We start from the raw sequence: 13,120 nt of genomic DNA on the forward strand, positions 1-13,120 counted from the left end.
ATGGGAAGTTTCCCAAAGGAAAAAGAGTCACCCTTCCTGTAGCGGTCGATTGATATATTTTAAGTTAACTCATCATCAAGCTATTTAGCTGATCACCGCACTACCCATCCCTTGGAACATCAACCATGATAAGAAAAAGTTGATAATAAAAATTGCTAGCAAAGCAGTAACCACAGCAGTGGTGGTAGATTGACCGACACCTTTAGCCCCTCCTGTCGTGGTTAACCCCCAGCTACAACCAATCACAGCAATCAACAGCCCAAACACTACAGATTTAATAGCAGCAGAGAACAAGTCCCAAATTCCTAAGAAGTTACGAGCCGAATCAAGAAACAAAGACTGGGGAATACCATAAAGATTTTGAGCCAGCACCAATCCTCCTACCATACCAGTCACAATGGCGAGAATGGTCAACACTGGCAGCATCAGACAACAAGCAATAACCCGAGGAATCACTAAGTAATCAATTGGGTCAGTCTTGAGCATATACAAAGCATCAATTTGCTCTGAAACGCGCATCGTACCAATTTCAGCAGCAAATGCCGAACCAACTCGTCCTGCCAAAACCACAGCAGTCAACACCGGAGCCAATTCCCTAGCCAAAGCTAGAGCCAAGACTCCCCCAATGGCATTGGTGGCACCAAAATTAATGAACTCTCGTGTTACCTGAATGGTAAACACCATACCGATTACAGTAGCAGTGAGCAGAGCAATTATCAGAGACTCTGGTCCAACAGTTACCATTTGCTCGATAGTATTGCGGCGGTGAATCTTCCCAGTTAGTAGATGAAGTATCACTTGCCCAGCTAAGAAAATCGCAGCCAGTAAACGCTGACTCCATAACCCGAGGCTGGAAGTTTTAGCCATTAATCAATCATTTCCCATCATTCGCTTCCACACGGAAACGCTCAACAAATGTCCGCAACTCTCCCGCCACACCGACCAGGTTTTGCAAAGCTCCAGAAACCCTTTGGGCTTCTTGGGAGGTTTCTTGAGCGGTTAACTCAACGGATTGCATCACTTGGGCAACAGCACGGGATGTTTCAGTTTGCTCGATAGTATCTGCAGTGATGGCACGTACTAAAGCATCGATCCGGTTTGCCACTTGCACAATATCTTCTAGGGATTGCTTGGCTTGTTCTGCTCGTTTAGTACCTTCAATCACCTGTTGGGTGCCTTCTTCCATAGCTGTCATAACTAAACCGGTTTCACTCTGGATTTGCAACACAATGTGTTCAATATCCTTGAGTGCCTTGGCTGACTTATCAGCGAGCTGTCGTACCTCATCGGCAACAACAGCAAAGCCTCGACCAGCTTCTCCAGCTCTTGCCGCCTCAATACTAGCATTGAGCGCTAACAAATTCGTTCGGGAGGCAATGGTAGAAATCGATGTAACAATTTTACCTATTTCCTGGGAAGATTCGGCCAAACGCTTGACTTTACGAGTCGTTTCTGCTACCGTTTCACGAATTTGCAAAATTCCTGCCACAGTGCGCTCCACAGCCTCACCACCTTTGAGAGCAGTAGCCGAGGCTGAGCGAGCAACTTCCTCAGCTTCTCGTGCACTCTCTGCCACCCGCTGAATAGCATCGGTCATCACCTGTACAGAGTTCAGGGTCACCGCCAGTTCCTCAGCTTGCCGTAAAGCATCAGAAGACAAGCAACGGGCAAAGGACTCACTATCGGTGGAAGATTTGGTCACCTGACGGACTGCCTGCTTGACTTGTTGTACAATTTCCCGTAGGTTTTGAATGGTCAGGTTGAAGGAATCAGCAACTGCCCCCAAAACATCAGCAGTTACCTCTGCTTGTACCGTTAAATCCCCTCGTGCTGCCCCTTCCACATCATCAAGCAATCGAATTACCTGGCGTTGGAGGTCTTCTTTTGCCTGTTCTTGCTCTTCTGCCTTTCGTTGTGCTTCAGTCATCGTTGTCAAGATGACTCTAGCCATTTGGTTGAAACTATGGGCTAGCTGACCCAATTCGTCCTGGTAATAAACCGTAGCATGGGCATTGAGATTACCCTGAGAGACTCCTTCAAACTGGGTTTTCAGGTTTTCGGTACTACGTCTAATCTGCCTAGCTGTAATATTACCCACAGCCAGAGTAGTACCAAAACTGGCAACACCAGCGGCTAGGGTCATTATAATACTAGTATTTCGCACGTGGTTTTTGAAGGATGGCTCATCTCGAACCATGTATTGTGCTCCAGCACTAACCGCCGCTACCACCACCATTGAGACCGCGCCAGTAATCAAGGCAGTCATCCAATTCTTCTGGTTGACAGGAGCGTTTTCTATGGCAGCTAGTGGACCTTGGTCAATACTAACAACCAGCTCTTTGTCAATGTCTTTAGTGGGATTATAAATTGGGATTGGCTCGGTGGCACTACTAAGGCTAAATAGCTCCTCATTCCCAGTGGCTGACGGATAATCATGACTGGCTACAGCACTAATACCACTGGTGTTCATCTCCATTGACCCAGTACTTCCCAGTGTTGAGCCAGTAGTGCTTAATACATCAAAACCACTATTGTCATCACTCTGATTGGACAGTGCTTGCTGATCATCAACAGAGAAATCAGGGATTGAATCTAAATCATCATCAAATAGGTCAAACTCATCTAAAAACCCCTCTTTTACCCCTTGATGTGCTTCAATTCCTGACAATATTTCCTCTTCTGATTCCGTTACATCATCCATTGTCCAAGAATCATCATCAAAGGATTCCAAATTAATTTGGTCTGGGCTTGGAGAGTTGAACCCATTGTGATCGTAAGCTGAGTCCAAAAGTTGCTCATCCGAGCCATAGTTTCCCCCTAAATAGGGTTCAGTAGAGTCAGCCGCATCATCATTGAGATATTCTAAGTCCTCTTGATTGTCAGCATAGGCTTGAGTATCCCCAGAAGTTGGTTTCTCAGGTTCCAAAGGCTGCTCGCTGGGAGGGGTATAATAAGAACTTGGAGTCGGGTAAAAATGCCCCTCAAGCTCTTCTGAATTCATTAACAGGGTTGCGGCTTCAACAAAGGAATTCTTTGATTGCTCCTCAAGATCGCTAAACTCGTAATCCGGCAGAGATTCTAATTCTTCTTCACCCAGGATGTTAAACTCAACTGTGCTCGATTCACTAGTTAACTGTTCTGAACCTAAAGAGTGATCTTCGTCTAAATTCACCTCCGGAGACACCATAAATGTTTGTAGACCCTCCTCTTGAGAGAGTTCAGGAAAGTGTCCTTCTGTGCCATTGTAAGAAGTCTGACTACTGACAGCATTAACATCGAGTTCTAAATCCTCAGAGGCAATTTCCCAACTCTCTAAATCCTCACTGTCTTCTTCTAAGTCACTGACGATACTAAAAGGGTCTAGATTAGAAGCAGACTGTAACTCTATGGCTCCTTCATCACTAGTGGAATCTTGAAAAGAATCGTTAAAGGGTGAGGTTGATTCTGAAGCAAAATCATCAACCCCTGTGTTATCCAAACTTAAGCTTTCCGGGTCAAATTCACTGATATCATTAAAATCAGCGAAGTCTTGCCAATTTCCTGCTGTGGGTTCTGCACTCAACTCCTCAGTATCATCTAGTTTTACCTGTGATGTATTGACATCATCATCAGGTGATAACCCAGCCTCCTGATGACCATTTGTAGATTGCTGGGCGTACTCTAGACCGTTGTTGGCATAATTAACAAAATCTGGTTCAGAGGTCAGATTGAGTACTGATTCATACTGTTGGCGAGCCACATCGTACTGCTGTAGACCATAGCAGTAAATATGACCCCGCAGTAGCAGGGCACTGGGTTCATTAGGGAAATCCTCAATCAAACGATCAACAATTGTTGCCGCTTCTTGGTATTTGCCCTGCATATAGGCTTTTTCGGCTTCCCCATACAGCTGGGGGTAATTTATACTGGATGCCATTTACCTCCTCCCGAAGCATTAAAAATTAATTTAATGTTTAATAATAAGGCTCTACCGGACATAGTGTGTATAAAACCGCGCTTATTGCCGACTAGGTCTGATTGGACGTTTTTTTTATAAAAAATCATTCTATTAAAAACTGAAACTCCCGCCACATGATGATTATAATAATTATTTCATAACATTTTTACACAGCAAGTTCGGTAGAGCCAATAATAATTAATCCAACTAATTTTTAATGTTCAATTTTTAATAATTAGTTTTAGGCTGCCCACCTGGCTGAGCGTATAATCGCCACATGATCAAGTAGTCGCAGAACTTGATTAGACTCAATGTCTAGCAACCACTCACCGCGTAAGAAAGGAGCCATACTATCGGCAACATTGGTAGGCATATGTAACTTTTCCACATCCAGCCAGTCTGTACAGACAATTTCTTGAACTGCCAACCCCAGCATAGTGTCTTGATCTTCAATAACAATAACAGGGATTTCGATACGGTCTGTATTTAAAACCGTTTTATCCCCCAGAAACTGACCTAGATCTGAGACCCAAATTACCCGTCCACGTCGATTGAAAGTCCCCAACAATAAAGGGGAAGCATTAGGAATAGGAGTAATTTGTTCAGGGCAGGGGTCAATTACCTCTTTGATACCAGTAGCCGGCAGAGCAAATTCATCACCAGATCGCAGATAAAACCGCAGGTATAGTTCGCCTTCAGGACTTTCCAATTCCTGCAATTCTGGGGCTTGTTCAAGAGCAGAGTCAGTTACAAAGTCCGGATTAGCAACCATTCCCGTCAAATACCAATATATTTATGTTCTAAGTAGCTGTCTAACTGTTCCAATCAACTCCGTTGGCTGAAAAGGCTTCGCAATGTATGCATCTGCACCTTGCTTCATGCCCCAATAGCGGTCAAATTCTTCACCTTTTGAAGAACACATAACCACTGGCACATTCTGAGTTTTAGGGTCAGCCTTAAGACGGCGACAGACCTCATAGCCATTCATGCGTGGCATCACTATATCCAAGACCACTACATCTGGACAAGACTCTAGAATATGTTCTAAAGCCTCAACACCATCACTGGCAACATCCACCTTCAAACCACTACCTTTGAGGAGGTCTGAGATCATCTGCCGTTGAGCAAGGCTGTCTTCTACAACTAAAACTTTACTCATAACTCCTAGCTCGACCCTCGGGAAATAGTAGTGAAATTAAACTACAGCCCGATTTGGGTCTATAAATTAAATCATGATTACAGTATCGCTCATCTATTGGTGGTGATACCAAGAAAGACTAGATTTTTATTGAATTTGTGGAAGCTTCTAGCTTGACCAGTGGGTTTAATTAGGATAGTGTTGGTTAATTAACTGATGGGTTAGACGCCTCTATTAATAAGTTAAAGGCTGACAGAGCAAGATTCTCCCCTTGATCTAATTCTTTGGTCAGGGTATGACTATCTTGGCATTGTTCTAGATCACCTGGACCAAATGTATTTTTCCAAAAGCATCAATAACTCATGATCTCCGAAGGGCTTCGTTAAGTAGTCAGTTGCGCCTACCATCCGGGCTCTGACGCGATCGATAAAGCCATCTTTGCCTGTGAGCATGATGATGGGGGTTTGCCGAAATGCTGTGGATTGGCGTAACATGCCACAAAGCTCATAACCATCTAGGTCGGGCATTACTAGGTCACAGAGGATGAGATCGGGTTGGAGTTGAAAAACCTCACTCAGAGCCTTTAGGGGCTTCTGTATTGCTGTGACTTTATAACCTTTGGCTTCTAGGGTATATTCCACAGCTTTTCCAACTGCGAGATCATCATCAACACAGACAACAGATCGTGTAACTTTCTTCAACTCCCATTGCTCTTCAATGGCTGGCGTATCTGCTTCTTTGGGGGTCACCATTTGGATTGACCCCTGTTGTACATAGGGATAAATAGCCCGAGCTACGGTGATCAGGTCGCGATGGAGATAACGGGACAACTGGCGTAGAGAAGTTTTGCCATCTACCCAACTGCTGATGAGTCTAAAGGATTTTTCGGGCAGTGTAGCCTGTAACTGGTCATGGGCAGTAATCATTGGACACTGATGGGGAGATTGGATATGAGGGCACAATTGCTTCCACTCCTGCACCTGCTTCATAATCTCTGTGACCAATGGTCCTATTTCTAAGGTAGTAAGTTGCGGTGCTAATGCCGGACCAATTTCAAATACAAAGTAGCCATGGTGAAAGCTCAGCAAATCAAAAAGGGTTTCATTAACCATGCTTTGAATAATGCTTCGCCCTTGGTTTGGTGTGATCACATGCTTTTCTAACAAAGCCCAAAGATAACCATACTCTAGAGCATTGGTAGCGGCAATGGACAGACTTTCCAATTCCTTGAGAGCATCATTGGCTTTATAGCGGCGCAGATAATCATGCAGGCGCGACAAGCTCCCATCGCTGTCAGCAGCATAGGCAATCTGGCCATTCAGGAAGAAGACAAACCAATAAGGACCGGGACTTGGTAGTTTTGGCTGCTGGTAAAGTCTACCTGAGGCAAAACGATGACTGCCACTATTGCTAGCCTTGCTACTAGGGTGAGAGCTGTATGCCTCGACTAAGAGTTCCCCGGTTCGCTGACCTAGCTCGATCAGTTGCAGGATGCTACGGATATCAATTTCACTCAAAGTTCCCTGCATTTAAAGACAATGTGCTCCTAACAACCTGTTGATGAATCTGAGATTATGACCTGTCATTGAGTTTAAGGATGCCCATAAACTGGTACTGATCTATCTTTGCTCAAGAAACCGCTTAACTGTACACTGAAAATATCCTAAAAAATTGGGTGAGGCTAGTATAGTTGGTAAGGAATCGCTTCTGTAAGCCAACTGGTGGAAGCTTACCATGGCTGCAGACAGCTAACCATGAGCGAAGTAACTGATTAGGGGTAAGAGTGGGATTTTGACGGTTACTGGAAAATTAAGCTAAGATGTCCAAGGTTCTAGGTTAGGACTTTAAACACCATTGGATAGCATATAAGCATATAAATTAAGTATATTTATTTGAATAGGGATTAGGCACAAGGTAAGAAAGTGATGGGGTAAGATGTTATGTTCAATCTAGCTAGAAAAATCGACCACTAGGGTTGATAAAATCTATGCTTGGGGAAACTAGACAGATTGGGGAAACTAGACCCCCCCTGTGGGAAGATTCCTAAGACTATCCTCATAAATCTATTTTTATTCTGCTAACCTTGATTGACTGGCAGATCAAGTCTGGGAAATACCTTAAAATACCTTTAGTGTCTAAATATACTGAATACCGTCATCCTTTAAAGGACTAATAGCCTTAAGGATCAAAACAAAATCGGTTGACCAATCATCTCCGAAAATTACCACCCTGCAACCCCAAAGGGGTTAAGCGTTCAAATGTGTTAATTAAGAATTGGGCACAATACAATTAAAAGAGGACGATCAGTGTGCTGTATCTCGCAGAGGTAAGAAAGCAGAAAACTGGGTTTATGGGTAGAGCTCAGGCCGAACTCAAACTGCTGGCTTTTCAGCGGACTGACCAGAGTTGGAATAAGGTGTCTGGGGAGGAAGTGCTTCCGACAGAACAAGCCAATAACTTTGGTGATGGTGCGTTGGTGATTGTTAACCTGAGTGGGAATCGACAAATACAGGGGACAATCGAGGCAGCGGGGGGAAGGTTAGTCAATCTATTGCAAAATTTCTCTCGCTTGCTAGAAAAGTCAAAAAACCAGGAAGAAGAAATTGAGCAGTGGAAGCAATCTTTGACCTATCAAAGTCAAGAACTCAACCGTCGCGAGATGGAAATGGAAGCGCGGCTTGAGCAGATGCAAACGATGGAGGAGGATTTTTCCAGAATAGAGCAACAACGCCAAGAACTGGAAACTACTGAGGCAGAAACTGCTAAACTCAGACAAGAATTGGAGCGTAAAAGTAAGGAGCTCGAAGGTGCTTGGGAACAACTCCGGGGACAGCAGCTACGCTTACAAGAGCAAGTTTCAGAGGGTCAGTACTCTGCTGGTTTAGATGCTCAGCAGGCTGGTGTGATTCAGCAATTGCTCAATCGCTTATCAGGAGGAGCAGAATCAACACAATCTGTCTGGGAACCACTGAATCAAGCCTTGGAAGTAGTCAAGCATCAGCATTCGGTGTTGGATAATCACTGGCAGAAGTTAAATGAACAACGTCTATTAGCTCAAAAATTGGAAGCAGAGGTTGAGGGTCAAGGGCAGGAAGTCCAACATCAAACCCGAAAGTTACAACAATTACAAGCATCCTGTGAACAGGCAAACCGGGAAAGGCAAGTGCAGCAAACTAATCTAGAGATCAAGCTCGAATCAGCTAGGATGGTGAGTCTGCAACTCCAAACTCAGGAAAAATTATACCAAGAACTGGCTCGAATGGCAACAACATCAGGGGATGTCAAGATTAGCCAAATGGTGGATATTGCAGCACTAGAAAAAATGCCCTTGGGTGAGTTACAGGATATAGTTCAGAATTTGCAGCAGGATTTGGAAAAAGTTGTACGCTTCGTCAATGACCAAGAAGAAGAACTAACACTCCAACACCAAGGGATTGAAGAACTACAAGAACAGATTAGGGTCGCTAGTGAGTACGATCGTATTAGTCTAGAAACCCAGTTAGCAGATGAGCAAGACCGTTACCAGATGCTGGACAGAACCTTGGTGGGTCAACGCCGGACTCTATGGGAACGAGAAGAAATTATAAATCAGCATCTACGAGTGTTACGACTGCGGCAAGGAATTGTGGATAGTAATGGTCAACAAAACCAGAAAATTGACTTAGGACCAATTTTGATCAAACTAGAAGCACAGTGCAAAAAACAGTCAGATCAATTGCAACAACTAGAACGAGAAATTGAACAGATGCGCCTTAGGGTTAGCCAAGCTGAAGAATTGATCAATCAACAAACCCAAGAAAAGGATGCTAAGCTGGCTCAGGTAAAAAATTGGGAGGAAAGTTGGCTCTCCAATCAGGTGAAGGTCGCTCAACTTTGGGGCAAACTTCATCTCTATGAAGAAACCCTACAGCCATTGCAAGATGGTGTCAATGAACTTCGACAAAAGCTGGATGCGATCGCAAATGCTCTGAATCACATCCAGAAAACAGGTGGTTCTCAACAACAAGCGATCGCTCAAATATCTCAAATCATCAGTAGCTTAAGCCAATCTCCAGAGTTGGCAGCTTCTTAGGTTTAAGGTTTAATATTAAATGTTGTTCGCCCCGTATTCGGTGTAGGGTAGGTTGAATGTTAAAGGTTGAATGTAGTTCGCCCCGTATTCGTTGTAGGGTAGGTTGAAGGAGAAAAATTTCTCGGAAACTAAGAGATAGAAGTGTTTCATACTTAATACTTAATACTTCATACTTCAGTATTAAGAATAATCCATTCCTCTTCTACCAAGGCTGTTACTCCACCAGGAAAGGATGACGTTCGAGAGCGGTTGGGAGCAGCAATTAAACCAGTCACCGCTTCGATTTGCTCAAAGCTGAGGGCTTTGGTTTGGTTTTCCTGAAGGAACTTCCGAATCACACGACGTTGCAGAGCTAGGGGAGCTTGCTGTAATACCAGACGATTTAATCGTGGAGGGCTATTGCTAGCAGGATCTTCCTCGACCGTAGGTACTGCCATGGCTTGCTTTTGGATTTGCTCAGCAGTGTTTTCAAGATATTCCACGTCTGCTCGCAAGATTTCAGCAATTTGGGACAAGGCTGTCTCAACTTGTGGGTTGAAATGGGTTTTCAAATAGGGGATTAGCTCTTGGCGGATGCGGTTACGGGCATAGTTAAGGTCTTGATTGTAAGCATCCACCCAAATGGAAAGTTGCTGCTGCTCGCAAAACTGGAGAGTTTCGCTACGGGATGTGTCAAGTAAGGGACGCACCAGATGTACTCCAGGAGCAAGAGGTCGTTCCCAGGTCAAAGCTTGCAAGCCATCAGTCCCTGAACCTCTGATCAGGTTATAGAGGACTGTTTCAGCGCGATCGCTTTTTGTGTGACCAGTGACAACAGTGGGATAACCTTGAGTTTGGGCAATGTCAATCAGGGCTTGATAACGCCACTGCCGCGCTGCTGATTCGCTCTTTGTCACTTCAGGGGCGGTTCGTAGATGAAATGGAAGTCCCCAACTTTGAGCAATTTGCTGTACATGAAGGGAAATTCCCTCATCATAGGGCCAACGGTGGTCACAGTGGGCGATTCCTAGCTGCCATTTCCACTTGGGCTGTAAATCTAGGAGTAGTTTGGTTAGGCAAAGGGAATCTTGCCCACCGGATACGGCTACTAAGACCTGCTGATTCTTGGGTAGTAGCTTCTTTTGCCGCAGGGTTCTATGTAGCCGTGCATGAAGAGGTGTCCAACTCGGTATCTCAGACATTAGAGTTGTTATGAATAGTTATCCAAAACTTTGACATTTTGAATTTTGTAGGTCATAGATACCCTAACAATCCTATAAATCCTAAACCCTCAAGGTTCTTGAAAGCTTTGAAATCGGCATGTTCACTACGATGCTCCCATGTCAACATTTACCACAACATTTAGCAATAGACTATTATTTAAGCTTATTTAAGCTCATTCATTTCTTGCCAGACATCATCCATTAGGGAATTATCATCACCGTTTTCTGATTCCTCATCAAAGGAAATATCGTCCAGTTGAAACATGTCTTCATCACTATCATCAGACATTTCACCCAGATCAAAATCATTACTACTGTCTGTTGATACTGCTGACAAATCCAGCAAATCTTCTTCCGCTGCTGTCGGTGATTCTAGGAACTCTATATCTTCGTCACTTTCGGAAAGTTCTCCTAAATCAAACTCATCTTCTTCTTGACTGGTTGGGGTTTGTTCAAAACCAATATCTTCCTCACTATCGGAAAAGTCTCCTAAATCAAACTCATCTTCTTGACTGGTTGGGGTTTGTTCAAAACCAATATCTTCCTCACTATCGGAAAAGTCTCCTAAATCAAACTCATCTTCTTCTTGACTGCTTGGGTTTTGTTCGAAACCAATATCTTCCTGACTTTCCGCACTTTCGGAAAAGTCTCCTAAATCAAACTCATCTTCTTCTTGACTGCTTGGGGTTTGTTCGAGAGCAATGTCTTCATCTGCATCAAGTGTAGGTTTCAGTGTGATCTCATCCGAGATAGTAGTTGAGGTATCTTCCTCTAGTGCTTCAGCTACTGATATTCCAGTAGCAGTCACAGCGGCTGTGGCTGCTCCAACTCCAAGGTCGAATCCAGAATCATTGCTAGTTTCTGGCTCTGCAAGGTCTGGCTGTTCTGCTACCTGGGTTGATGTGCTTTGCAATGTTTTACCACCAATAGCTGATATATCATCAACTTTATCCTGAGTCTCGACAAGGCAAAATTCTAGATTAAGTCTTACTTTGCCTTGCTGCCAGTCATTAGCAGCAAATTGCAACACTTCACAGGGAATACCCGATTCGCTAAACCAACTTTCCTGTTCTGGAGTCCATTCATCCCCTAAAACTTCTACCAATTTCTTTTTGATAGCAACTAAGAATTCACCGACCCTAAAGGTACGGTTACCAATAAAGATTTGAGCAGATTCATCCACTGATAGTACTTCACCAACAGCGAGTGGCTTGAACTGATTATCCACGACTATTTTCCCCGATCAAACTTTTCGATAAGCTTCCATGCCTAGAGGGCAGGAGTTTCATTGCCCAACCATGGAGCCAAATATTCCTTTGAGCCAAAGGTCGGTTTCCTAGGGTTAATTCCCCGATGCCTCTAGGCATTAAAGCGGGTTTTAAGTAGAAGCAATTTAGGGCATGCACTCAATCACGGAAATATATAGTTCTTAGAAGAACCAGCCGTAGGAATGTAAGCCTTTACCCAATAGATTGACTCCTAGATAGCAAACCCAGACAACTAGAAGTCCTGTTCCTGCCAAAATTGCTGGTCGGCGTCCTTGCCAGCCACGGGTAATGCGGGCATGGAGATAGGCAGCAAACACTAGCCAGGTAATTAATGCCCAGGTTTCTTTTGGGTCCCAACTCCAGTATGAACCCCAAGCCTCGTTTGCCCAAACGGCACCGGCAATAATCCCAATGGTGAGCAGAGGAAATCCCAGCCCAATAATACGATAGCTGATATTATCGAGAGTGTCGGCAATATTTAGCCTCTGGGGTGACAGGGTGGGTGCTGTGGATACCGATGGTACGGGTGAGTCGGGGGTAGTGACTAAATCTAGCACTGCTGTAGTACTAGCTGCATTAATCTCTCCGACTTCAGCTAAAGGGGATGAGGTATCAGAGGTAACTAGAGGCTGAGAAATTGCTTGTTTACCGGTGCGCTGTAGTTTAAAATTGGAATTCCCTGGTAAGTTATTCGGTAAGTTAGTCTTGCTGCGATAGCCACCAGTCCCGACAGAACTCCCCCGCAGTTCCACGTTCTGACCACGGGTAATCACTAAAAATGCGATCGCTACCAGGGAACCCACCATCAGGGTGGCGTAACTGAGCATCATGATGCTAACATGCATCATTAACCAATTGGATTTCAGAGCAGGTACCAATGGAGCACTTTCCTGCATATCTGGTGGTAGGGATAGAGCCGCAAACGCGGTAATTCCCATGGCGACTGGTGCAGTAGCCACCCCTACCAATCGGCTGCGACTCATGTTTTCAGCAATTAGATGAACTGTGGTAATTCCCCAGGTTAGGAAAAACAGGGATTCATAGAGATTACTGATCGGGAAATAGCCTGCCTCTAGCCATCTTGCTCCGAGTAGGGTAGCAGTGCAAAGGTTGGCGGTTGCCATGCCTGATGTTCCTAAGGCTGACAAATAAGGGATTTTAGGAAAAGCGGCTCCTACCCAGTAAATTAACATCGTCACAAAAAGGACGAAAAAGGCAATATTATCTAATTTGTTCTGGAGTGTAACCAGATCCATACAGCGTTCTCTCTCAAGTCTTGTATAAAGCTTATATTATTGCAGCATTACTACTATCCTATCCGTTCGATGTGCCCCTTTTGATAGAGTTCTAGTGCGTTATAGCGCTACGCGCAAGTCAAAAATCGAAATAAATGTAAGGGAGACCACTCTGAGGAGCAAACAACCAAACTACGTAGAGACCTACTGGTACCAACAACAACTTCACCGGCCAGTTGAGTTGTAATTTCAGACCCCTTCGGATAGT

General features: G+C 44.3%; 9 protein-coding genes. 1 reads left to right on the top strand and 8 read right to left on the bottom strand.

Features of this window, described 5'->3' with window-relative positions:
• Nucleotides 1-84: 84 nt before the first annotated feature.
• The 5 genes from F6K49_RS22190 to F6K49_RS22210 all read right to left on the bottom strand — a co-directional run bounded on the left by F6K49_RS22190 (nucleotide 85) and on the right by F6K49_RS22210 (nucleotide 6,592).
• Complete coding sequence (locus F6K49_RS22190) at nucleotides 85-867, bottom strand: MlaE family lipid ABC transporter permease subunit (RefSeq protein WP_293021521.1); 783 nt, start codon at nucleotides 865-867, stop codon at nucleotides 85-87.
• Nucleotides 868-874: 7 nt separating this feature from the next.
• Nucleotides 875-3,916, bottom strand: a complete 3,042-nt coding sequence (locus F6K49_RS22195; RefSeq protein ID WP_293100173.1) for a methyl-accepting chemotaxis protein — start codon at nucleotides 3,914-3,916, stop codon at nucleotides 875-877.
• Nucleotides 3,917-4,178: 262 nt separating this feature from the next.
• Nucleotides 4,179-4,709: a chemotaxis protein CheW gene (locus F6K49_RS22200; protein WP_293039925.1), complete on the bottom strand. Its 531-nt coding sequence runs from the start codon at nucleotides 4,707-4,709 to the stop codon at nucleotides 4,179-4,181.
• Between the two features lie 21 nt (nucleotides 4,710-4,730).
• Entirely contained in the window at nucleotides 4,731-5,096 is a 366-nt protein-coding gene (locus tag F6K49_RS22205) for a response regulator (RefSeq protein ID WP_293021527.1), read from the bottom strand.
• A 299-nt stretch (nucleotides 5,097-5,395) separates the two neighbouring features.
• Nucleotides 5,396-6,592 (bottom strand): response regulator, encoded by a 1,197-nt coding sequence (locus F6K49_RS22210; RefSeq protein ID WP_364304510.1) that lies wholly within the window; start codon nucleotides 6,590-6,592, stop codon nucleotides 5,396-5,398.
• A 791-nt stretch (nucleotides 6,593-7,383) separates the two neighbouring features.
• Here F6K49_RS22210 and hmpF point away from each other — a divergent pair.
• Nucleotides 7,384-9,147, top strand: a complete 1,764-nt coding sequence (hmpF, locus tag F6K49_RS22215) for a pilus motility taxis protein HmpF (RefSeq protein WP_293100176.1) — start codon at nucleotides 7,384-7,386, stop codon at nucleotides 9,145-9,147.
• 167 nt (nucleotides 9,148-9,314) lie between these two features.
• On the opposite strand, the gene tilS is transcribed toward hmpF, so the two are convergent.
• From tilS to ccsB, 3 genes are all read right to left on the bottom strand, one after another.
• Entirely contained in the window at nucleotides 9,315-10,328 is a 1,014-nt protein-coding gene (gene tilS, locus F6K49_RS22220; RefSeq protein ID WP_293071807.1) for a tRNA lysidine(34) synthetase TilS, read from the bottom strand.
• A gap of 184 nt (nucleotides 10,329-10,512) precedes the next feature.
• Entirely contained in the window at nucleotides 10,513-11,577 is a 1,065-nt protein-coding gene (locus tag F6K49_RS22225) for a KGK domain-containing protein (RefSeq protein ID WP_293100180.1), read from the bottom strand.
• A gap of 201 nt (nucleotides 11,578-11,778) precedes the next feature.
• Complete coding sequence (gene ccsB, locus F6K49_RS22230) at nucleotides 11,779-12,873, bottom strand: c-type cytochrome biogenesis protein CcsB (RefSeq protein ID WP_293021535.1); 1,095 nt, start codon at nucleotides 12,871-12,873, stop codon at nucleotides 11,779-11,781.
• Nucleotides 12,874-13,120 lie beyond the last annotated feature (247 nt).

It is taken from the genome of Moorena sp. SIO3I6 (assembly GCF_010672095.1).

What these genes read in the sequence shown, in the direction of transcription:
- ccsB (WP_293021535.1), bottom strand. Translation starts at nt 12,873, where the DNA reads ATGGATCTGGTTACACTCCAGAACAAATTAGATAATATTGCCTTTTTC.
- tilS (WP_293071807.1), bottom strand. Translation starts at nt 10,328, where the DNA reads ATGTCTGAGATACCGAGTTGGACACCTCTTCATGCACGGCTACATAGA.
- F6K49_RS22200 (WP_293039925.1), bottom strand. Translation starts at nt 4,709, where the DNA reads ATGGTTGCTAATCCGGACTTTGTAACTGACTCTGCTCTTGAACAAGCC.
- F6K49_RS22205 (WP_293021527.1), bottom strand. Translation starts at nt 5,096, where the DNA reads ATGAGTAAAGTTTTAGTTGTAGAAGACAGCCTTGCTCAACGGCAGATG.
- F6K49_RS22190 (WP_293021521.1), bottom strand. Translation starts at nt 867, where the DNA reads ATGGCTAAAACTTCCAGCCTCGGGTTATGGAGTCAGCGTTTACTGGCT.
- F6K49_RS22195 (WP_293100173.1), bottom strand. Translation starts at nt 3,916, where the DNA reads ATGGCATCCAGTATAAATTACCCCCAGCTGTATGGGGAAGCCGAAAAA.